The 23,643-nt window shown below is 28.2% G+C and carries 20 protein-coding genes and 2 pseudogenes; 17 read left to right on the top strand and 5 right to left on the bottom strand.

Features of this window, described 5'->3' with window-relative positions; all coding sequences use genetic code 11:
* The first annotated feature begins 57 nt into the window (after positions 1 to 57).
* Positions 58 to 2,046, top strand: a complete 1,989-nt coding sequence (locus tag KQS_RS07775) for an endonuclease (RefSeq protein ID WP_014388636.1) — start codon at positions 58 to 60, stop codon at positions 2,044 to 2,046.
* A gap of 77 nt (positions 2,047 to 2,123) precedes the next feature.
* Positions 2,124 to 3,059 (top strand): malate dehydrogenase, encoded by a 936-nt coding sequence (mdh, locus tag KQS_RS07770; RefSeq protein WP_014388635.1) that lies wholly within the window; start codon positions 2,124 to 2,126, stop codon positions 3,057 to 3,059.
* Between the two features lie 54 nt (positions 3,060 to 3,113).
* On the opposite strand, the gene KQS_RS07765 is transcribed toward mdh, so the two are convergent.
* The 3 genes from KQS_RS07765 to KQS_RS07755 all read right to left on the bottom strand — a co-directional run bounded on the left by KQS_RS07765 (position 3,114) and on the right by KQS_RS07755 (position 6,640).
* Positions 3,114 to 3,323, bottom strand: coding sequence for a YgaP family membrane protein (locus tag KQS_RS07765; protein WP_014388634.1), 210 nt, complete (start codon positions 3,321 to 3,323; stop codon positions 3,114 to 3,116).
* A 2,305-nt stretch (positions 3,324 to 5,628) separates the two neighbouring features.
* Positions 5,629 to 5,922, bottom strand: a complete 294-nt coding sequence (locus tag KQS_RS07760; RefSeq protein ID WP_014388633.1) for a hypothetical protein — start codon at positions 5,920 to 5,922, stop codon at positions 5,629 to 5,631.
* A 10-nt stretch (positions 5,923 to 5,932) separates the two neighbouring features.
* A complete protein-coding gene (locus KQS_RS07755) occupies positions 5,933 to 6,640 on the bottom strand; it encodes a hypothetical protein (RefSeq protein WP_014388632.1) in 708 nt (235 codons plus the stop codon).
* 735 nt (positions 6,641 to 7,375) lie between these two features.
* Between KQS_RS07755 and KQS_RS14400 the strand changes: the two genes are divergently transcribed.
* On the top strand, positions 7,376 to 7,612 hold the full coding sequence (locus KQS_RS14400; protein ID WP_157868410.1) for a hypothetical protein: 237 nt from the start codon (positions 7,376 to 7,378) through the stop codon (positions 7,610 to 7,612).
* 58 nt (positions 7,613 to 7,670) lie between these two features.
* Here KQS_RS14400 and KQS_RS07745 read toward each other — a convergent pair.
* Positions 7,671 to 8,845 (bottom strand): IS3 family transposase gene (locus KQS_RS07745; RefSeq protein WP_242400756.1). Its coding sequence is split into 2 segments (ribosomal slippage): positions 7,671 to 8,578 and positions 8,578 to 8,845, totalling 1,176 coding nucleotides; the frame shifts between segments, so codons are not numbered across the junction.
* Between the two features lie 56 nt (positions 8,846 to 8,901).
* Here KQS_RS07745 and KQS_RS07735 point away from each other — a divergent pair.
* The 7 genes and pseudogenes from KQS_RS07735 to KQS_RS07705 all read left to right on the top strand — a co-directional run.
* Positions 8,902 to 9,660, top strand: a pseudogene (locus tag KQS_RS07735) (PorP/SprF family type IX secretion system membrane protein); the annotation flags it as partial.
* Positions 9,661 to 9,670: 10 nt separating this feature from the next.
* Positions 9,671 to 11,629: an OmpA family protein gene (locus tag KQS_RS07730; protein ID WP_014388630.1), complete on the top strand. Its 1,959-nt coding sequence runs from the start codon at positions 9,671 to 9,673 to the stop codon at positions 11,627 to 11,629.
* 572 nt (positions 11,630 to 12,201) lie between these two features.
* Positions 12,202 to 12,963 carry a hypothetical protein gene (locus KQS_RS14020; RefSeq protein WP_157868409.1) on the top strand — a complete coding sequence of 254 codons (762 nt, stop codon included), beginning with the start codon at positions 12,202 to 12,204 and terminating at the stop codon, positions 12,961 to 12,963.
* 4 nt (positions 12,964 to 12,967) lie between these two features.
* Entirely contained in the window at positions 12,968 to 13,744 is a 777-nt protein-coding gene (locus KQS_RS14015) for a Mu transposase domain-containing protein (protein ID WP_051149669.1), read from the top strand.
* Between the two features lie 17 nt (positions 13,745 to 13,761).
* Positions 13,762 to 14,231, top strand: a pseudogene (locus KQS_RS07720) (ATP-binding protein).
* Positions 14,232 to 14,709: 478 nt separating this feature from the next.
* The gene (locus KQS_RS07710) at positions 14,710 to 15,285 is read left to right on the top strand and encodes a hypothetical protein (protein WP_014388628.1); all 576 of its coding nucleotides are present in this window, start codon (positions 14,710 to 14,712) and stop codon (positions 15,283 to 15,285) included.
* Positions 15,286 to 15,422: 137 nt separating this feature from the next.
* The gene (locus KQS_RS07705) at positions 15,423 to 16,124 is read left to right on the top strand and encodes a hypothetical protein (protein ID WP_014388627.1); all 702 of its coding nucleotides are present in this window, start codon (positions 15,423 to 15,425) and stop codon (positions 16,122 to 16,124) included.
* Here KQS_RS07705 and KQS_RS07700 read toward each other — a convergent pair.
* Positions 16,110 to 17,030, bottom strand: a complete 921-nt coding sequence (locus KQS_RS07700) for a TniQ family protein (protein WP_262487937.1) — start codon at positions 17,028 to 17,030, stop codon at positions 16,110 to 16,112. The genes KQS_RS07705 and KQS_RS07700 overlap by 15 nt on opposite strands.
* Before the next feature lie 96 nt (positions 17,031 to 17,126).
* On the opposite strand from KQS_RS07700, the gene KQS_RS07695 reads away from it, so the two are divergent.
* From KQS_RS07695 to KQS_RS07665, 7 genes are all read left to right on the top strand, one after another.
* Positions 17,127 to 17,798, top strand: coding sequence for a response regulator (locus tag KQS_RS07695; protein ID WP_014388625.1), 672 nt, complete (start codon positions 17,127 to 17,129; stop codon positions 17,796 to 17,798).
* 185 nt (positions 17,799 to 17,983) lie between these two features.
* Positions 17,984 to 18,916, top strand: coding sequence for a hypothetical protein (locus KQS_RS07690; protein ID WP_014388624.1), 933 nt, complete (start codon positions 17,984 to 17,986; stop codon positions 18,914 to 18,916).
* A gap of 11 nt (positions 18,917 to 18,927) precedes the next feature.
* Positions 18,928 to 19,191, top strand: a complete 264-nt coding sequence (locus tag KQS_RS07685; protein WP_014388623.1) for a hypothetical protein — start codon at positions 18,928 to 18,930, stop codon at positions 19,189 to 19,191.
* Positions 19,192 to 19,243: 52 nt separating this feature from the next.
* On the top strand, positions 19,244 to 20,170 hold the full coding sequence (gene gwsG / locus KQS_RS07680; protein ID WP_014388622.1) for a grasp-with-spasm system ATP-grasp peptide maturase: 927 nt from the start codon (positions 19,244 to 19,246) through the stop codon (positions 20,168 to 20,170).
* A complete protein-coding gene (locus KQS_RS07675; protein ID WP_014388621.1) occupies positions 20,163 to 20,354 on the top strand; it encodes a hypothetical protein in 192 nt (63 codons plus the stop codon). The genes gwsG and KQS_RS07675 overlap by 8 nt, the downstream gene beginning before the upstream one ends.
* Complete coding sequence (gene gwsS / locus KQS_RS07670) at positions 20,354 to 21,454, top strand: grasp-with-spasm system SPASM domain peptide maturase (RefSeq protein ID WP_014388620.1); 1,101 nt, start codon at positions 20,354 to 20,356, stop codon at positions 21,452 to 21,454. Before KQS_RS07675 ends, gwsS begins: the two co-directional genes overlap by 1 nt.
* On the top strand, positions 21,447 to 23,642 hold the full coding sequence (locus KQS_RS07665; RefSeq protein ID WP_014388619.1) for a peptidase domain-containing ABC transporter: 2,196 nt from the start codon (positions 21,447 to 21,449) through the stop codon (positions 23,640 to 23,642). The genes gwsS and KQS_RS07665 overlap by 8 nt, the downstream gene beginning before the upstream one ends.
* Position 23,643: the final 1 nt, after the last annotated feature.

The following is a 23,643-nucleotide window of genomic DNA, read 5'->3' as shown; positions in this document are numbered from 1 at the left end:
TAAATTTTATAATCATATACGAAAAAAGACTATTTTTGGTATAAAATCCCAAAATAAATGAAAATAAAATTACTAATTCTGTTTTTTGTAAGTATTTTTTCTAATGCTCAAGTGGTGATTAATGAAATTGATCCTGACACTCCGTCGACTGATGTTAAAGAATTTATAGAACTTCATTCCATTTCGCCTAATTATTCATTAAACGGTTTAGTACTTGTTATGTATAACGCGGGGAGTACGCCTTTTACTGGAGTATTGAGTTATTATGCAATCGATTTAGATGGATATACTACAGATGCAAATGGCAACTTTTTAATTGGAAATTCACAAGTTTCTCCAACTCCGGCTTTAAATTTACCAGAAACAACTTTACAAAATGGTCCGGATGTTATTGCACTTTATACAGGAAATGGATCTGATTTTCCGGTTGGTACATCGGCTACTTCAACTAATTTAATGGATGCAATTGCCTATTCTAACGCAGCAACAACACAACCTACAGCATTAATGACTGCTTTGAATTTAACCGTATGTGTCAATGAAAATGCGACTTCAAATGCTGCCAATCATTCCATTCAACGAAAAGTTGACGGAACTTATGAAGTTAAAGCGCCAACACCAGGTATGAATAATGATGGTTCGGGAATTGTATTTAATTACATGACAACTACCTTAAATAATACAATTTATACAGAAGGTCAAAATGTAGACATAACTTTTACAACTTCAACAAATGTAACAGTTGATACTGCTTTTTCAATTACATTAGTAAATGGCAGTTTTGTTACTGCAGATTATTCAGGGACAACATCAATTGTAATTCCTGCAGGAACCAATACCGCTTCAACCACTTTAAATTTAGTTGATGATTCATTGGATGAAGGTGATGAAGAATTTATTGTTTATATTTCAGGATTACCAACAACAGTTGTTGCAAGTAATAATTCAGTTTTAAGAAGGGTAGAAGATAACGATTTTCAAATTTCAAACTTTGGTACACCTTTAGCGCCAACGTTTGGCAATGTTTTACCGACAACACCTGCAGGGTATTATGCTAGTTTAGAAGGCTTATCTGGGGCAACACTAAAACAAGCAATTCAAGATATTATTGCTAATCCTTCTGTTGTTCATTTACACAGTTATGCTGATATTTGGGATATTATTAGAATTGCCGATCAAAATCCTGCGAATCATTCAAAAGTATGGTGTATGTATATCGAACAACCCATGTCGAAAATTGATCAACAACAAGGTTCAAGTATTATAGGAAAATGGAATAGAGAACACATCTTTTGTCAATCAAGAGGAGGATTTGAAGTAGCGTTGGGAGACACTGCAGATGGAATTTCAATTTGGAATACCACAAGTGCGGCTAGCGTTGTGGATGGAGTTTCTGATGCGCATCACATCCGAGTAGAGAACGGACAAGAAAACTCTTCTAGAAATAATAAAAATTACGGGAATATAAATTCTGCAACTGTTTATGCGGGGCCTACAGGTACGTTTGGTTCATGGAAAGGAGATGTTGCTCGTTCCTTGTTTTATATGGCAGTACGTTTTAATGGTTTAAATGTGGTTAATGGCGATCCTAGTGAATATAACGGTGCTAATCCATCAGGAAATATTGGAGATTTAGCGACACTATTAGCTTGGAATACACAAGATCCTAGAGATGATTATGAAATGAATAGAAATAACTATGTTTACACTTGGCAAAACAATAGAAATCCGTTTATTGATTATCCGCAGTTGGTAGACTACGTTTTTGGTATAAAATATGGAGAACCATGGTTTTCTAGTTTAGCCTCATCAACATTTGAATTTGAATCAGTAAAAGTATTTCCCAATCCAGCATCCGAATATTTATATGTTTCAGGAATAGAAAACAATACAAATGTAGCAATATATACCATTTCAGGTCAAAAAGTATATGGTTCTTTAGTTCAAAACAATGATCAAATTTCAATAAATTTCCCTGCTGGAGTTTATTTTGTTAATGTAACAACTAGCGGAAAATCAATTACAAAAAAAATAATTGTGAAATAAATATACATTTGTCATAAAACAATAATTAATTCTTTATTTTTGTAGAAATAACAACCAATATTTTTAATTAATATAAAATGAAAGTAACAATAGTAGGTGCTGGTAATGTAGGTGCAACTTGTGCTGACGTGATTTCGTATAGAGGAATTGCTAGTGAAGTGGTTTTACTAGACATCAAAGAAGGATTTGCTGAAGGAAAGGCAATGGACATTATGCAATGTGCAACAACTACTGGTTTTAATACAAGAGTTTCTGGTAGTACAAATGATTATTCTAAAACTGCTAATTCTGATGTAGTAGTAATTACATCTGGTATTCCAAGAAAACCAGGTATGACTCGTGAAGAATTAATTGGTATCAATGCAGGTATCGTAAAAACAGTTGCAGATAATGTTTTAAAATTTTCTCCTGATGCTATTATTGTTGTAGTTTCTAATCCTATGGATACTATGACATATTTAACATTAAAAGCAACAGGATTACCAAAAAACAGAATTATTGGAATGGGAGGTGCTTTAGACAGTTCTCGTTTTAAATATTATTTATCTCAAGCTTTAGCTAAGCCATCTAACGATGTTCAAGGTATGGTTATAGGTGGACATGGAGATACAACGATGATTCCGTTAACGCGTTTAGCTTCTTACAATGGTTCGCCTGTTTCTAATTTCTTATCTCAAGAAGTTTTAGATAAAGTAGCGGCTGATACAATGGTTGGTGGCGCTACATTGACTGGATTGTTAGGAACTTCTGCTTGGTACGCACCTGGAGCATCGGTTGCTTATTTAGTAGATTCTATTTTAAATGATCAAAAGAAAATGATTCCATGTTCTGTGTTTTTAGAAGGGGAGTACGGACAATCTGATATTTGTTTAGGTGTTCCTTGTATCATAGGTAAAAATGGAATTGAAGAAATTGTAGATATTCAATTAAATGATGCAGAGAAAGCATTATTTGCAAAATCTGCTGATGCTGTAAGAGCAATGAATGGAGATTTAAAAGCAGTTTTAAGTTAATCCTTTCGTAATTAAATAGTATAAAAAACGCCTAGTATTTTTCTAGGCGTTTTTTTATTCTTGTTTAATCGAACACGTGTTGATACCTAAAAGTGTGTATAGTGGACAAAACTTAATTAAGCTTGTTAAGACAAACACACCTGCAAAAATTAATAAAATTGTACCTAAAGTTCCTGAAATCGTTCCATTATAATATAAATAAGCAATTAGGGCAGCAATAATTACTCGAATTAATCTGTCTGCATTTCCCATGTTTTTTTTCATAAATATGATTTTTTAAAATTGATATTTTAAATTTACAAAAAAAGATTGAGATATTGAAGTAGTTGAAATATTTAAAAATGGAGAATTAAAAAACCCTAACTGTTTGATTAGTTAGGGTTTGTGTTTTGTAGCGAAGACGGGATTTTATTTTAAAACATTCCGTTTCTATTGACATTGTAAATCAGATACTTACCGAACAAAAAAACACGTAATTACACACTATTTTGCCACAAATTTGGCACACACAAATATATGAAAGTCCATCTATTTTAAAGCGTTTTAAGCCGTTCTTTTTTTTGCCCCTACATTTGTTGCCTTAGCAACAAATAAATTAAACCAATGAAGCGACAGCTTCATTACCTAATAACTTATTCCGCAAGTAATACTACACACATGCAAAACTTGTTTTACACACCATATAAATTAACCCGATTTTTAGAGCTCGGTTTTCTTCCCCCAACCCCAACACTATATTTATATTTGATTTTTTTGGAAACTTGGAAACCAAACCGAAAAATACTTGATTTTATTGGGTTTTAGCAGTTTTTATTGGTTTCTATATTGTTTCTATTTTCTTTTTTGTTTCTAAATTTTTGGAAACTATAATAAATTAAAAAGAAAAAAAGAGAAAAAAAGGAAATTTTAGGCATAAAAAAACCGCTAAAAAGCGATTTAATTGATATATTTTTTGATTTTAAATTATAAAAACACCTTAATATCGTCTTCAAAAATAATATTATTATTAATATTAACGTTCAAATTTAGTTCTGTATTCTAATCTGCACTACACTCAACATTCATTATATATGTTTTATTTTTTTAGGAATATTTAAATTATGATTATCGTCAGTTTTTAATCTAGTTTTATATCCAAATATACCAGAATTTTATTGTTAAAAATTTGATTTTTTTATTTTCAACATCAATTGTTGCAAAATTTATATTTTCATAATTTTCTACTTCTTTTTTGTTTAGTTTATCAAAAAGTACTTAATTTTCTTTAGATGTTACAGTTTTTATAAAATATTTTTTCCAGTTATCAACTAATCATGATTTATATTTAAAATTAATTTAGAATTTTGCTTAATATTTCTCCCGACACATTAGAGTTTTTTTTATAATTATTCTTAACATCTATTTTTTTCTCAAATGAAGAAATATTGTATTTTTTCAATTTAATTTACTCTTTGATTCTTAATGTAAATATATTTTTAAAAAATTATTTTCTAAAAATTATAGAAATTTGCTTCTGTATCTACTACATCAAATACAAAGTTAAAACGAATTTCAATGTTTGAATAACTATTAACAATATTACAATAGAAAAAGTAACCTGTATTTATTTTGGGTGTAATGAATGATTTAGTTTTTCAATATTGGTTGCAATAATTATTTTTTTATGAAGATACATCAATCATAAATTTACAGTTATTACAAATTCTAATTTAAAAGAATTAAGTTTATATAGAACCAACCAATAATTAAAATATTTGTACTGTAATCATATGGAATTCAGATTTATTACTAATGAAATTAATTAAATAATTCAAGTAAATAGAGGCTTGCGAAAAGGAATGATTTTTCAATGCAAAAAATAACAAGCAAAGATTTTTTGTTGTTTGTAAAATTCAATGGATTGCCAAACAGATATATCCTTTCATAAGAATTGCAATTAAAACTAAAAGAACTTAATGATGGAAAAAAAAATTAAAAAATAGTCTACATTAGTTTTGCTACTAACCATTATTATAAACAGTTAATTATAAATTATTTAGTAAAAGTATTAACAAATATTTATTGAGAGCCAAGAGAAAAAGATTTGTAGTTTTGGTATTATGTAGTTAACAAAGGTGAGAATCAAGTTTTTTGCGAAATAGAATTTTTCGGAGAGGGTAAAAAGTGGTTGCGAATATGAAGTAAAAAAACGTTGCTAGTAGTGGTATTTCTTGCCCTAATTGTTTGCAACAAATAAAAAAATTAAAGCTATTAAACTATAATACATTATAACGTTCCGTAGTCTTTATGTCAGTCATGGATTTTTATTACTGACGTTTACAAATATACCGTAAAGTTAAAAAGAAATACCTTACTTCAGAGAAGAAAGAAAAACACCAGCTCTTACAAATACACACTAAAACCCCACTTATATAAAATTGATGTTATAAACCATTACTAGTTTATTTTTAATTTTTAAGAATATTTCTTTTTTATTAGTTTTATAATTAATTCCGTTTGGATGTATTTTATAAATTGATTTAATTAAAAAGGCTATCTTATAAAGATAGCCTTTTTGAATGATAAAAAATTATACTACAAAAGTGAAATATAATAATAAGCATATAATACTCACTAAAAAAGCAGATATGATATGCTTTTTAGTGAATTTTTGATATAAATATTCTCGCTCTTTTAAACCTATTAAAATATAACCAACTATTAATACTGATAAAACCAATATTGATAATTTAGCAGTGCCAAATTCATAAATAGAATTTGATATATTCTTTGGAAGAATAAAATCATAAGTAATTATAAAAAAAGTAAAGGCGTAAACTGAATATTCAATTAGTTTCAGTAAAGTAATATTATTTTTCTTCATAGTAATTAATTTAATTGCCCATACAAGAATCAAAAGCGTCCGAACAAGCTTCAAGTGCATTTGACAAATATATACTTGTTGCTAAAGCACCTGCTGCACCAACGATTGGATTAAACCAAGCTGAAACTGCTGAAACTGCTAAACCTGTAGCCGCATTATTTCTTGCCCTTCTTATGCATCTAACGTTTGAATCATAACAACCACTTCCACCTCCTTGTGCTTTACTAGCTTCGTCAGCAACATGTTGAATCTCCTCAGTAAAAATTTGTAAATCGACATCTGATTTAATATTAAATTCAAAATCTGATTCAAATTTACTGATAAAAATAGATTTTAAATAAAGACATTCAGCTTTCATATTTTGAAATTCTGATATAGAGCTAAAACTGGTTTTTTCAATGTTATTTTCAATCCAATTAAACAATTCATCATCTGATTTTAATATTACAATTTCATTATAGTTTTCCTTAGTTACTATTTTCTCTTCAAACTCAAAGTATTTATTTGTGTAATTTGTAAAATCATCATCGTAAAAAACTTTATTAGCTAATTCTGAAATAGTTGATGTGCTTCTTTGTGTAATATTGTTATTAATATGTGTAATACTGTTATTAAATGGAGTTACTTTTCCATCATTACTTTCTGAATTTTCATCGCTATTACACGAAATTGTAGCTATAAGTGCTAAAAGTAAAATACCAAATACGATTTTTTTCATAAATTTGTTTTTTAATTTAATTGCAGTCTTACTTTATGTCTCCAAACATTTTTTCAGTAAGGCTGCTTTTACTAATTGATTGGTAACTAGAGGTATTTGAAAATCCAATCTTTTATTTATCAAATCCTTTTTTAAGGTTAGCTAGATCTTATAATTGTAATTACAAAAATGATAGTAAGATTAATCTTGTTTTATTATTATGCAATATTATAAAAATAAAAATAATTTTCAAAAAACATTTTTTATTTTTTTGTTACATAATTCTTACGTCAATTAGTTTTTATTGAAGAGTATTTTGTTAATATTAATTAAAAATATACTCTTTTATATTATTAAACATATAAATTATAACATTTAGGTTCTTGAATTCCCAGCTCCCGCGCGAATCCTTTCGCGTGGTAAGTATCAAATAACCACAAAAACCAACTTGTATAAAAGTTGGTTTTATATTTTTACATTTTAATTTGTCTAAAATCATTTTTGAGACAGATTAAACTGTATCAAAAAGTTTAAATAAATGCTCTAATTATACCGTTTTTTTACAATAATCTTTTCACCATTTGTAAATAAAACTACCGAATCTTTATAATTTTTTTTAATTAAATAATCTTCCTGTTTTACACCAAGATAAAGATGTTTAATTTCATTATTTATCCTTAATATTACCATTTCACCTTTACTTTGATTTTTTATTGTACCAATAAATTGAAAACTTTGGTTTGAGTTACAGATTTTTTGGGAACAGAAGGTTTTTTAAATAAAGATGTGGTAACAGGTGATACTACTGTAGCTTTTTTTGAAGCTTTGTTTATTCGATTACTTTTATTGACTCCTTCATTTATTACAACTATTTTATTTGTAAATGGGTTTCTTAGTAAAGGGCGTAAAGCAAAACTATCTTTTTCATGTTTTTTTAATGAAAAACCCACCATATTAGATGATGTAGCAATTGTATTTGAGGTAAAAAAATAATTATTCAAACTTCTATACAAAACAACTCTGGATATGCAAATAAAAATTACAGTTTAAGTTAAGCTACATTTTTGTAAATGTTTTTTTGATTATTAAATTCTTCGATTGTTTTATAATTCAATGAACTGTGGCGTCTTTTTTTATTATACCAAATTTCGATGTATTCAAAGATTTCCAGTTCCATTTGCTTTTTAGTTATTAGTTTATTGCCATAAATTAATTCGGTCTTCAATGATTTAAAAAAGCTTTCTGCTACTGCATTATCCCAACAATTTCCTTTTCTACTCATACTTCTAATTACTCCGTAAGATTCAATTGTATTTGCAAATTTTTTGTTTGCATATTGAACTCCTCTGTCAGAATGAAAAATCAATCCTTTCTCAACGATTCTATTTTTTATAGCCATTTTCCACGCTGAGAGAGTTGTATCTTCAGTATTCATTGTGTTGCTTAAACTCCAACCAATCATTTTACGGTCGTACAAATCGATGATTGTTGTTAGATATAAAAATCCTTCTTTGGTTTGAATATAAGTGATGTCTGATACCCAAACTTTTGATGGATTAGCAACCATAAAGTTTCTATTCAACACATTTTCTACCACTAAATAATTATGCTTTGAATCGGTGGTAACTTTGAATTTCTTACTTAATTTACTTTTTAAACCAAGTTCATTCATATATTTTGCAACTGTTATTCTTGATATTTTGTAGCCCAATGTATTTAACTCAATAGTGATTCTTGGACTTCCATAGCGTTGTTTTGAGGCAAAATAAATGGTTGTTATTTGTTGTTTTATTTCGTTTTTTCTAATTGTTCTTTTAGAAAGCGTTTTGCTTTTCCATTTATAATAACTACTAGAACCAACTTCTAACACTTTACACATTTTTTCAATCGAAAATAGATATTCATGATGTTTAATGAATTTATATTTCATCGACCGCTCTTGGAAAAAATGCCGATTGCTTTTTTTAATATATCACGTTCTAGTTCTGCATCTTTTAGCTTTTTCTCAAGCTCAACAATCTTTTCTTGTTCTGGTGTTAGTTTAAGATTTCCTTTTCCAGGAAAACTGCCTTCGCCAAATTCTTCGTATTCTTTTCGCCATTTATAAAGTAAACTAACTTTTATTCCTAGTTCTCTTGCCAGTTCTGAAATATTATCTCTTTCATTACTTAATTGAACTGCTTTTGTCTTAAAAGCTGGATCATAGATTTTTCTTTCTCGTTTCATATGTTAAAAATAAGATTTTATTCTTAACTCATACTGGAAGCTAAATTAGTATATCCAGAACTCAGTGGGTAGGATTAGATGGAGCACCAGTAACTAACACTCTTTCTGTGAATACTCCTATTAATAATTCTAACTTTGGATTAGGAATATCTTTTGTTAATGATAGAATAGGTCCTTCTGACGAAAACGCTGTTTCAGCAGATATTTCGTATACTATTAAAACTTCTACAATTTATAAATTATCATTTGGTTTAAAAGGAACGGCCAATTTACTTAATGTAGATTACACTAAATTAGATCGATATGATTTAACCGATACACAATTTCAAAATAACATTGATAACCGATTTTCTCCAAATATTGGAGCTGGTATTTACTTTCATTCAGATAAATTATATGCTGGATTATCGGTTCCAAACTTTTTAGAAACCAATCACTTTGATGATAACATTTCTGCTACGGCAAAAGAAAGAATGCACTATTATTTAATTGGTGGATATGTTTTTGACTTGTCTCCAATAGTAAAATTCAAACCAGCCTTTTTATCAAAAATGGTAACTGGTGCCCCGTTACAATTGGATGTAACTGCCAATTTTATGTTTAATGAAAAATTTGTTTTAGGTGCGGCTTGGCGTTGGGATGCTGCATTAAGTGGCTTAGTTGGCTTTCAAGTTTCTGATTGTTGGTTCATAGGTTATGGTTATGATGCTGAAACTACTAAACTAGCTAACTATAATTCGGGTTCGCACGAAATATTCTTGCGCTACGAGTTCAAAAGCAAATCAGAAAAAGTTGTTTCACCAAGATTCTTCTAAAAAACACAATATGAAAACAAAAACAATAGTTATAGTAGCATCGTTACTTAAGAGTTTTTTAGTAGATGCACAAGAAGTTAAAATTAAAAATGCTGATAAAGATTTTGAAAAATTTGCTTATGTCGATGCTATCAAAACTTATGAAAAAGTTGCTGGAAAAGGTTATAAATCAGTTGAATTATTTCAAAAACTAGCAAATTCTTATTACTATAATGGTAAACTACAAGATGCTAACAAATGGTATTCTGAGCTTTTCGCTATGAATCAACCTGTAGATAATGAATATTATTTTAGATATGCACAAACTTTAAAAGCAATTGGCGATTATAAAAAGGCTGATCAAATGATGGCGCAATTTAATGCAAAAAACGGAACCGATTTAAGAGGAAAATTAGCCAAATCGCAAAGCAATTATTTAGCTGAAATTAAGAAAAACTCTGGACGTTATAAAATTGAAAATGCTGGAATCAATTCACAATTTTCAGATTATGGAACTGCTTTTTATAAAGATGAAATTGTTTTCACTTCTGCTAAGGATACTGGAGGGATTGTTGATAAAAAACACAATTGGACCAATCAATCATTTACTAATTTGTACAGCGCTTCTAAATCGGAAGAAGATAATTTAGGAACTCCTGAGAAATTCTCTAAAAGTGTAGCTTCAAAGTACCATGAGTCTACTCCTGTTTTTACAAAAGATGGAAATACCATGTATTTTACCCGAAACAATTATCTCAATGGAAAAAAGGGTAAAAATGCAGAACAAACCATTCTTCTAAAAATTTACAGAGCTAAAAAAGAAGGCGATAAATGGACAAACATTGAAGAACTTCCATTTAACAATAATAATTACAGTGTAGCACATCCCGCTTTAAGTGCTGATGAAAAAACGTTGTACTTTGCCTCTGATATGCCAGGTACTCTTGGTGCTTCCGATATTTTTAAAGTAAATATTAATACTGATGGAAGCTTTGGAACTCCTATGAATTTAGGAAACAAAATCAATACCGAAGCTAGAGAAACATTCCCTTTTATATCAAAGGATAACGAATTATACTTTGCCTCAGACGGACATCCTGGACTTGGAGGATTAGACGTGTTTGTAACCGAATTGAAAGATGATGGAACTGTTGGAAGCATTAAAAATGTGGGAGAACCTGTAAATAGTTCGATGGATGATTTTGCTTTTATTATTGATACTAAATCTAAAAGAGGGTTTGTATCCTCTAATAGAAAAGAAGATAATTTAGGATACGATGATATTTACAAATTTTTAGAAATAGCAGCAATCCCTAAAGATTGTGAAAAACAATTAAAAGGAATTATTGTAGATTTTGATTCTCAAGAACCTATTTCATCAGCCACTGTAACTTTATTTGACAATAGTGAAAATAAAATTAAAACCGTAACTTCTGACGCTAATGGAAAGTACGATTTTGGAATAGTAGAATGTGATACCAAATTTAAAATTAGGGTAGAAAAACCAGAGTTTAACACCAATGAAATTTTAGCTATCATTCCAAACAAACCAGGAATAACAGAATCTAGAATCACTTTGGAACTTACCGAAAAACCTATGAAACCAGGTGATGATTTAAGAAATGCTTTAGGAATTGATATTATTTACTTCGATTTAGACAAATCAAATATTCGACCAGATGCAGCAGTAGAATTAGCAAAAATTGTAGAAGTAATGAAACAATATCCAAACATGCACATTGATGTTCGTTCTCATACCGATTGTCGTCAAACCGCTAAATACAATGAAGCTTTATCTGACAGAAGAGCAAAATCAACAATCGCATGGTTAGTGAAAAACGGTATCGAAAAAGATAGATTAACAGGTAAAGGTTATGGTGAAACACTACTAGTAAACGATTGTGGTTGCGAACCAACAAACCATTCTAACTGTAGCGAAGAACAGCATAAAAAAAATAGACGAAGTGAATTTATAATTGTTAAATTATAATTAAAGTAGAAGAGAGGATATATTAGTTTACATTTTGATTTTCAATATTATAGAAAGATATTTTTATGTCTAAAATTAATATTCTTTTTATGTCATATTGTTTTGAAAAACTAAATTGGGGTAATAGTTTGTAAATTAATTCCTCTCTTTCTCTTGTTAAAATAAAATATTTAAAGAATATATCTTTCTCATTAGTAAAAATGAATAAATTTTATATTATTAATACTAATTTAATAATATGTAATAAAATAAATATGAAAAAAAACAATCAACTTTTTTTGCTAGCATTTTTTTGTTGTTCATACATATGTGCATAAGTTGGAATTGGTACAGTAGATCCAAAAAAGGATTTACATTTGGCTGGAGCTGATTCTACAATTAGAATTGAATGTGGAAAAAACGGTCAAATTGACCACCACTTTCCAGTCTAAATTGACTATCGATTTCGGTGCAAACTGACCACCTAATTCCAGTCCAAATTGACCACCTAAATTTTAGGGTAAATTAGCCATTAAAAACAGTTACTTTTTTTCATGTTGTTAGCACATACATTCGTACAAAAAATACGGATTATGGCAAACAAAGTAACAGACATGAGTAAGATTAGAAAAGTAATTAAATTTCACTGTAGTGGTAAGAGTAAGTTATTTATTAGCAATTACTTATCGCTTTCAAGAAATAAGGTAAAGAAATATATTTCTTTATTTGAACTTCTAGGCTTAAGTTTTGAAGCTATTGATGCCAAAACAGATGCAGAACTTGAAGTTTTATTTTCACAAAATACAGTTGAAACCATAGATCCCAGACTACAAAAGCTTCATGATTTTTTTCCACAAATGGAACGCGAACTCAAGAAAGTTGGAGTTACCGTCCAGCACATGTGGGAGCAATATATTACTATACATCCTGATGGTTTTAAGAGTTCTCAATTTAGACATCACTTTAAAATATGGAGTAAACGCGTTAATCTAGTAATGCATATGAATCACAAAGCAGGTGATAAAATGTATGTGGATTATGCTGGAAAAACACTTTCTATTATTGCAAAAGATACGGGAGAGATTAAAGAAGTTCAGTTTTTTGTTGCCATACTAGGCGCAAGTCAACACACGTATGCTGAAGCTTCTATGAGCCAACAGAAAGAAGATTTTGTAACTTCGGTAGAGAATGCTATGCGTTTTTTTGAAGGTGTTCCTGCGACAATTGTTCCCGATAATCTAAAGTCAGCCGTAATTAAAAGCCAGGTCGTTTTGAACCAACAATTAATGAAACCTTGGCTGATAGCAGAGCATTACGAAACTACCATATTGCCGAGCTTACAAACCAAGAGATAAATCATTGGCAGAAGGTGCTGTAAAAATCTTATACCGAAGAATTTATGTGCATCTAAAACAAAAACAGTTTTATAACTTAGATGAATTAAACCAACAAATATGGGATTTATTAGATGCCCATAATCACAAAAAACTCACAGGAAGACCCTATTCTCGCTATGAATTATTTATAGAAGATGGGAAACAAAAACTACGTCCATTACCTCAAGAACGCTTTGAAATCAGATACCAATCCTTTGCAACAGTTATGCAAAACGGTCATGTATTACTGAGTCAAGACAAGAGTTATTATAGTGTTCCGTACCAATACGTGAGGAAAAAAGTAAAACTTTTGTATCCCAAAACTACGGTTGAAATCTTCTACAAATACAACCGAATCGCCATACATCCAAGAAATTATAAGCCTTACGATTATACTACTATTGCCGAACATTTATCCAGCACACATCAGTTTGTTGCTGATTGGAGTGCTAGTCGGTTTATTGATTGGGCAAATAGTATTGACCAAGCCGTAGCAGATTATATTATCCAAATTATTGAAAGTAGAAATCACCCCGAACAAGCTTATAAAAGTTGTTTAGGCATATTGAACTTTGAGAAAAAAGTCGGAAAACAAAGATTAATCAATGCTTGTAAACGCGCACTCGATTTTAGGATTTACAGTTTTAAAGCCATCCAAAACATTTTAGAAAACAACTTAGACAACGCTGATAATGAGCAAGAAGAAGAATTTGAATTGCTTAATCACAACAACATCAGAGGAAAAAATTATTACAAATAAATTAAAATCAAACACTTATGAATGAAATCACCACAACCAAAATGAAACAAATGAAGCTTTATGGCATGCATAATGCTTTTAAAATCGCCATCGAAAGCGGAAAAACAGACCACTACACGCTAGATCAATTTATCGCAATGCTCATTGATGCTGAATGGAATGAACGTCACAATCGTCGCATTGAACGAAGCATAAAAAACGCTCGATTCCATTACAAATCTAATATTGAAAATATCAATTTTGATGCTTCACGCAATCTGGATAGAAACGTGGTGTTGAGATTAGCTGCATGCGATTTTGTTGAGAAAAATCAGAATGTATTAATCACAGGAAGTACAGGAGTAGGTAAAAGTTTTTTGGAACCGCATTAGGTTATCAAGCTTGTATTCAAGGATATAAAGTTAGTTATTACAACACATCTAAGTTGTTCACTAAGCTAAAAATGGCAAAAGCAGATGGTTCTTATGTCAATTACAAAAGAAAATGAGAATCTACAAGAGTAAATGAGAAAATTACAAAAGAAAATGAGAAAAAAAATTAAATATTAGAATTAGTTTTATAATTTAGGTTATAATAAACTTAAGATTATGATAGCTATTCACCATAAAAGAACAATAAATTTCAAAAATTTCGCGAATAATGTAGAAGGTAATATCTGGTCATTATTTTGGTATGGTAGAGTCTTCTTTAATTATAGGGAGTCTAGATTTTACATTGAAGCATATTTAGCTCTAATGAGAAATGATGAATATTTTTTGAATAATATTAATAAAAATAGAATTGAAAAAGTTGAAATACCTTTTTCTAAATCCATTTTATTTCCTTTAAGTTCTCAATTTGATTATCAAGGAAGGTTTCTCAGGATGTCAAGTCTTTACAACACTGATGGAAAAGTATTGCGGAATGGACTTTATTAAATCAATAAATTAAAAATAAGTAATGATTACAATTTTAGAATCAAAGAATTGGATACTATTTTTTCAAATACTTTATTCCCGGATGTTATCGAAAATGGAGTTTCAATTTATAGGGATTCTTCATATTTTACAAGAAAAATTGAATCAGTTATAAAGAGAGAAGGAGAGGATGATAAAACAATAACTTATCAATATATAATTCCAATTGATGTAATATTAAAGTTTTTTATTGGATATTCTTCTTTGATTTTAGATCTTTTAATTACAAATAGAATGCGTTATGTCATTTTTAATAAATCATTTGATTCAAAAACAAGAAAGGGAAAATTATATTATGATAGCAATTATATAACTAGATCAGATGCAAGTTTAATTGCAAAATATTTTTTTACAAAAAATAACTATGCCGAAAAGTTATTTTACAATATAGGATCATATTTTTCGATGTTAAGATTAAATAATATAAAAGAAGGTTCCTTTATTAAGTATAAGATTCCGTTTGATTTTCCATGTGACTTTGTATTTGTTGGACAATATTTTACAAAAAATAATTCTGAAATATCTTTAAAAAAAATTATTGTAAATCAAATACTAGAGATATCAGCTGATGAAGATTTTTTTTAGTAGATGGTGATATTGATTTAATAGATACTAATAGTTCGCAAAATCAAAGTGATGAACAAAACATAACAAATGGTCAGGATGTTAGAACTAATAACGAAACAAAACCTACAAATGGAAATCCAAATGAATCCGAAGATTTGCCATTAAATTTAAATAATAATGATAGAATAATTGATAATCCAATTGCTTTAAGAAATAGATTTGCTGAATCTCCAGGAATTAATCATTTGGTCATGTCTAAGGATAATGAAGGAAACCCAATTTATGTGAATGACGAAAGACCTGACGAACATCAAGATTTCTCTAATTATGATGAGCCTAACGGCAGGAATATCAATAACTTCAAAGATTTTGAATGGATTGAAATTATTGAAAAAGCATTGGAATATTTAGAAAAAGAATATCACTATAAAAACGAACGTTTATCTGATATAATTAGTGAAAAGTTAACAAAAAAGATAATATTTGGTTTATCTTATGAAGGTATAATTTATTATATTGTAGACTCTGGTGGGAATAATTATTTTCCATTATTTAGAAATAGAGATAAGTTTAAATCAATTGACATTAATGTAATTTATGATATAATTAATGTAATAAAAAAGGACTACAAATCAAGTTGGTCTATTGTTTCAACTAAGAAATTTCTAAAAAGTATTGATAAGTTTTCAAGCATTGATTTTTTTAAGGATAATGACATTTCTTTTTTAAGAAACAATACTCATGAAATTATAGGTGAATTTGGAAAAGACGATGTAAGAACAAAAACAATAGAAAATTTAGCTAATAAAATTCATAAAAAAATAATTGCTGACTTAAGGGAATCATCTGAAAATTAATTCTTTTTCAAACCAATATGGTAGCTGCCCAAATTCCTTTTTAAGATTATATTTCTTTGGAAATACCTCTTTTATCCGATTCGGGAAATTATCAAGTAAATAATAAGCAATTGGCAGTAAGTATTGCCTTTCTGAAAGCGTCCATTTATTTGTAGGTACTTCGATGTCAATAATTAGATCAGGATATATTTTATTTAACTTTTTCTTATACTTTGGCGATTTTATAATTTTTTTAATCATTGAAGCCGTGAACATTAGCGTATTTAAATACGTGAATGAGTATTGGGTATGGTTATTAAATCCATTTTCAATTGTGAAATCAATATATTTTTGATAGTCAATTTCTAATTGAGTAGGGCTTAATGGAAAAGAAAATTTTGAAATATCTAAACCACATCTACAAGATGTTATAGAGTTATTAACTAGTTCTGATTTTTTTGTTGTGTCCCAATACGAAAAATGTTTGAAACAATTAGGGCAATAATCCATTAAATATGAGTTACATTCACAACATACAATAGATGAAGTCAATAACCACTTTCTTTTAAAATAGGCTATTCCTTTAGATAAACAGTTTGGACAAAAAACAATTCCATTTTTCTTGTTTTTAGGATCGTTAACTTTTAAAAAGTGTAGTGAATTGATTATTTCTTCAAGAATGTTAGAGTTATAATGATTTAAAAATAGTTTCTCAAATTGTTCAGAGCTCAAAGGTGTATTTTGAGTTATTAGATCAATATGAATTGAATCAGGTTCAATATCAAGGCTGTTAATCTTAATAAGCAATTTTTTATTCAAAGATTCATTTATTAATGTCTCTGGGCTAATTCGATGATTATTTGCTAATCTGTATATCCATGATGAAAATAGCTCGTCTGGAAGAGGAGGAACGTGTAATGGCCAAATATTTTTTTCAATTTTTTTATGTAAACCATTTACTATAAATTTTAAATTATAATACTTTTACAAGTAATTCTTCGTTAAAATACAAAATTTATTAAAATGAATAAAGATTTAAATCTACTTATTGTAGATGACCACCCGATGATTGTTGATGGATATTGTACAATTTTCAATAATTTAGTTGAAGGTTATAACTTTAATATTTATTGTGCGTATAATTCAGAAGAAGCTTTTAAAATTATTGAACAGAATTCTAAATTAAAGAATAAAATCGATATAGCTTTACTAGATGTTAGTTTGCCAGCATATAAAGAAGAAAAAATTTTTTGTGGTGGTGACCTAGCAAAAGTATTTAAAGAAAAATATCCTACATCTAAAGTGATAATGATCACGATGCATCATGAAGGTATAATAATTGATAAAATTATTTCAAAAGTAAATCCAGAAGGTTTTATTAATAAGTCAGATGTAGGTTTTGAAACTTTCAGTGAAGTTTTTAAAGTAATTTTAGGAGGAGAGAAGTTTATTTCAAAAACAATATATAATTCAATTAATGAGCTAAATAATAAAAAATTTGGTTTTGATAATATTGATTATGAAATAATTAGTTTAATTGAAAAAGGAATTAAAACGAAAGACTTGCCTAATTATATTCCGATAACTTTAAGTGCAATTGAAAAGAGAAAAGTTAAGATTAAATTTCAAGTTTTAAATCAATCTGGAAATGATAATGAATTAATTGAAAGGGTTAGAAAACTTAATTTAATCTAAAAAACTTTTTTTAGATTAGCAACCATTTATTACACAAAAATCCACTTATTACATTTGTTATAAAGATTGGATTAGATTTACTATTTTTAAGATAAATACAAAATAGAAAAACCGCAACACTTTTAACAAAAAACCGCAATTAAGTTTAAAAACAATAATTTAATATTGTAAAACAAAATAATGAAATGAGAAATTGTTTTCTAATAGTCGTGTTTTTATTTTTATGTCTAATTTCTTGTAAAAGTAATTATACAAGAATTGGTGATAAAAATGCAAATTATTTACCTTATTATCTAAAAATAAATGAAGCTGATAGTTTGTATATTGTAGGAAACTATCAACGCTCATTTGAAATTTTAGACAGTTTGTTTAAAAAGTTTGAACCAATAAACCTAGAAGGGTATTCTGAATATAAAACTTATATTAGAACTTCTGTTGCTTCTAATAATTTTAATGGATTAAAAAAGAAAGTTAAAAAATCTTTTGTCAATTATGGTGCTGTAATTTCAAATTATGAACAAGATTCGATTTTAAATATTGCATTAAAAAAAACTGGTTTTACCAGAAAGGACTTGGATTCATTTCTTGAAATGCATAAAAAGAAAATTAATTTGACTTTGAGAGATACAATTGAAAAAATGATTGAAAAAGATAAGTCTGTCAGAGGTAAAGGGTATATTTCAGATGATAAATTAAGAGAAGTAAACGAAGAAAATATGGCTTTAATAAAAATAATTTTTGATAAATATGGTTATCCTTCTCATTCGTTAATAGGCTATTCGCTTTTTAATGATAAAGATATTGATTTGGGTGCTGTTTTTTTACATACCTCAGTAAAATTTAAGAGAGAATATTTATTGCCTAAGTTAAAAGATTATTCACAAAGAGGTTTTTGTTTGCCACAAATCTATGCAGGTGTTTATGATAGATTGCTTCTTGATGAAACAAATTTTGATGGAAGTCAATTGTATGGAGAAATTAAATTTAAAAAATTAAAATTAATCAATGAATCAAAAGTTGATTCAATTAGGAAGTCTATAGGTTTGCCTAGTCTTAACTATAACAAATGGAGAAATGAAGAATTATTTGGAGATTTTTATAAAAAATTAAACAATTAAATTAATATATTATGAGAAATTTAAAATCTTTAACAGAATTTAGAGAAGAGAACAAAAATTTAGATGCTCTATCAATGAAAAACGTAAATGGTGGAATAGCAATTGCTGATGATTCTTCTTTTGTTTGTGAAAGCCGTCCAACCCAAGCTGATTGGAATTGTGCTGATTCTGAATCAAGAACAAAAAGAGATGGAGGTGATTGGGGTAATTGGGCAAAAACAGGTACAGAACAGCCAGACGGCTCGTGGTCAACAGAATACCAAATGCCGTGTTAATTTTATTTTAATTTATAATTTATGGCAATCCTTGTGATTGCCTTTTTTTTTTATGATTTTAATTCTTTCTAACGAATACGATACTTCAACAACATTGGTAATAGATTGGTTAAATGCCAAAAATAAAAAGTGGATAAGAGTAAATGGAAATGAATTAGTAAAAGTTTCTTTTATTGGTGACGACATTAATTTCGTACTCGAAACAGAAGAGTTTAAACTAAGTGAACTTACTGGGTATTGGTATAGAAGAGGTAGTTTAAATATATCTTGTGACGGTTTAAATGTAAATGATGCATTTGCAGGTTTCAGAAGAGTTGAGATTAGTAAAATATTAGAGTTTATTCATTTTTCATTAAATAAATTGAAAAGTATTAATGGAATTGAAAATTCGGATTTAAACAAACTTATTGTTACCGATATTGCTAGGCAGTTAAAAATTTTGACTCCATTAGATTTTATTTATTCTAGTAAAAAAGAATTAGAAAAAAAACTAAATTCCAATTTAAAATATATTAGTAAGTCAATTAGTGGAGATTCTATGTTTGAATTAAACAATTATATATTATTCAATTATAGTAGTATTGTTGATTTAAAATTAATTAATAGTGACTTTTTTTTTCCTTCATTAATTCAAAACTATATAGAAAAAAAATTCGAACTGCGTGTTTTTTATTTTAAAATGAAATTTTATTCAATGGCTATTTTCTCTCAAAAAGATAATATGACAAATGTCGATTTTAGAAATTATAATAAAGAAAATCCAAACAGATGTGTTCCATATAAATTACCTCTAAAAGTTGAAAAGAAAATAATAAAGTTAATGAATGTACTAAACTTAGATTGTGGTTCGATTGATTTGATTTTAACACCTAAAAATGAATACGTTTTTTTAGAAGTTAATCCAATTGGTCAATTCGGGATGGTTTCATATCCGTGTAATTATAATTTAGAAAAATTAATTGCAGATTATTATGATTGATAAAGAAGAAATTAAACAAGTACTAAAAAGAGATGAAGAAATTTTGCCAATTTCTTTTAATCAAACTATTGTAAGAGATAAAGTAGATTTTTCAAAAAAAAACTTAAAGTCTGTTAAATCTATCTATTACAAAGACGGAGATTATCAAATTTTTCCATACTATAAACAAATTACTCAATTTTGATGAACTACTTTAAATTATTTTCAAATTGTATATTAACTAAAGGATTTAATAATAGTATAATCCTTGATATACAAAGAAATAAATCATTTGCAATTCCGAATTCAATGGTTGATGTAATAGATTTATTAAATAGCAAAAAAAGTTTAGATTCGGTATATAATCAATATGGCAAAGAAAATAAATTAATAATTGATGAATATATAGAATTTTTAGAAATTAATGAATTGGGTCATTTTTTAAATTTAAATGAATTTAAAAATTTTCCTGAACTTTCTAAAGAATTTGAAACATCAAATCAAATATCAAATACAGTTTTAGTATTTTCTGACACTTTGTTATTAAAAGCTGAAAAAATAGCTCTTGAACTTCAAAAAATGCAGTGTAAATTTTTACAAATCATTTTTTTTGAAGAAATTGTAGAAGATAAATTCTATTCACTTTTAAAAGATTTTAATAATAAAGATTTTCGTTCAATTGAAATTATTATGAAATTTAATGAAAAGATTTTTAACTCATTATTAGATATCCAAAATTTAAATTTTTCAATTACCAAATTAATTTTTCATTCTTCAAATGAAAATAAGATATATGAATTTTCTGAACTTGTTTTATTTGAGGTAATTTTAACAAATGAAAAAATTGATACTTTTAAGAGTTGTGGGAAAATTAATTTTTCAAATTTCAAGACTAATCAAAAGAAAGTATTAGAATCATTTAACTATAATACATGTTTACACAAAAAAATATCTATTGATGAAGAAGGCTTTATTCGTAATTGTCCAGCAATACCAAAACATTTTGGCAACATAAAAGACACTTCATTAGAAAACCCTTTAAATCACCCAGATTTTAAAAAATATTGGAATGTAACTAAAGATATGATAGACGTTTGTAAAGATTGTGAATTTCGTCATATTTGTACTGATTGTAGAGCTTATACAGAACGTACTCATTTTGAAGGAGACATTGACTTATCCAAACCTTTGAAATGCGGTTATAATCCTTATAAAAATGAATGGGCAGAATGGAGTACCAATCCATTAAAACAAAAAGCAATTGAATATTACGGCATGCAAGAATTAATAAAAAAAGATGCTTAATAAATTCCCATTCTTCAAACAACCCGACAGCAAAGACTGTGGTCCAACATGCCTAAAAATCATTGCTAAGTTTTATGGTAAAACTTTGAACATTCAAACTTTACGAAGTTTATCAGAAACTACTCGTGAGGGTAGTAATTTATTATCACTCAGTGATGCAGCAGAAAAGATTGGATTTAGAACACTTGGGGTTAAATTATCAATTAAAAAGTTAGAAGAAGCTCCGTTGCCTTGTATTTTACATTGGAATAATAACCATTATGTTATTCTTTATAAAATCAAGAAAAATAAATTTTATGTTTCTGATCCTGCACATGGTATGTTGGAATACAATGAAGAAGATTTTTTGAAATTATGGGTAGGCAATAATGCAACTTCCGAAACAGAAGAAGGAATTGCGCTGCTATTAGAACCTACTCCAACTTTTTATAAAAATGAGTGGGATAATGAAGATAGTAAAGTATTTGGTTTCGCTTTGTTAACTAAATATATTATTCCTTATAAATCTTTTGTTGTTCAGTTAGCTATTGGTTTATTAGCTGGTAGTTTATTGCAACTAATTTTTCCATTTCTTACACAAAGTATAGTAGATGTTGGTATTCAAAACCAAAATCTGCATTTTATATATTTAGTATTGTTTGCTCAACTTTTTTTGTTCTTAGGTAAAACGGCTTTAGAACTAATTAGAAGTTGGATATTATTGCATTTATCTACTCGAATCAATATTTCACTTATTTCTGATTTCTTCATTAAATTAATGAATTTACCGATTTCATTTTTTGATGTCAGAATGACTGGAGATATCATGCAACGGATTAATGACCATAAAAGAATTGAGCGAATTTTAACTACATCTTCATTAAGTGTATTGTTTTCTACAATAAATATGTTTATCATGGGTGGTGTTTTGGCTTACTACAATTTAAAAATATTTGCAGTTTTCTTTATTGGAAGTATTTTATACTTTGGCTGGGTAGTTTTGTTTTTAAAACGAAGAGAAGCTTTAGATTACAAGCGTTTTGCTGAAGTTTCACAAGAGCAAAGTAAGGTAATTGAACTTATCAATGGAATGCAAGAAATCAAGCTTCATAATGCAGAAAAACAAAAGCGCTGGGGTTGGGAATATGTCCAAGCAAGATTATTCAGAGTTTCAATGAAAAGTTTAGTATTAGAACAAACGCAAAGTATTGGTTCTAACTTCATCAACGAATTAAAAAATATCATCATTGTTTTTCTATCAGCAAAATTAGTTATTGATGGGCAAATCACTTTAGGGATGATGATGGCAATTAGTAGTATTGTTGGAAATCTAAATGGTCCAGTTTTGCAATTAATCGGATTCATTAGAGAAGTACAAGATGCTAAAATATCATTAGCTCGATTGTCTGAAATTCACGAAAAAGAGGATGAAGCAAAACAAGAAGAAACACAAACCAATGATATTCCATTAGAAAGTGATATTGCCTTAAATGAAGTTTCTTTTAGATATGTAGGTTCAGATACTAATGTGTTAGATAATTTGAATTTGAATATCCCTACTAATAAAATAACCGCAATTGTTGGAACCAGTGGAAGTGGTAAAACAACATTAATGAAACTATTATTAAAGTTCTACGAACCGAATAAAGGTCAAATTACAATTGGTAAAACGGACTTAAATAATATCAAACAAAAATCCTGGCGTTCTCATATTGGAACAGTAATGCAAGAAGGATATATCTTCAATGATACAATTGCCAATAATATTGCGGTTGGTGTTGATATAATTGATAAAGAACGTTTAGTTTATGCCGCTGATGTGGCTAATATTTTAAGCTTCATTCAAGAATATCCTTTAGGATTCAATACCAAAATTGGGCAAGAAGGTGTCGGTATGAGTACAGGACAAAAGCAACGTTTATTAATAGCTAGAGCTGTTTACAAAAATCCGGAAATGTTATTTTTTGATGAAGCTACTTCTGCCTTAGATGCTAATAACGAAAAAGAAATTATGGAGAAGCTAAATATCTTTTTCAAAAACAAAACTGTTGTGGTCATTGCACATCGATTAAGTACAGTTATGAATGCTGATCAAATTGTGGTTTTGGAAAAAGGAAAAATTATTGAAATGGGTAACCATAGTGAATTGGTAGCCAAGAAAGGAAACTATTACGAGTTAGTAAAAAATCAATTGCAATTAGGAAATTAAT

The sequence above is a fragment of the Flavobacterium indicum GPTSA100-9 = DSM 17447 genome, from assembly GCF_000455605.1.
GTDB classification, from domain to species: domain Bacteria; phylum Bacteroidota; class Bacteroidia; order Flavobacteriales; family Flavobacteriaceae; genus Flavobacterium; species Flavobacterium indicum.
Note: the sequence above shows the minus strand (reverse complement) of the source record. Positions and strands in the feature narration are given on the sequence as shown.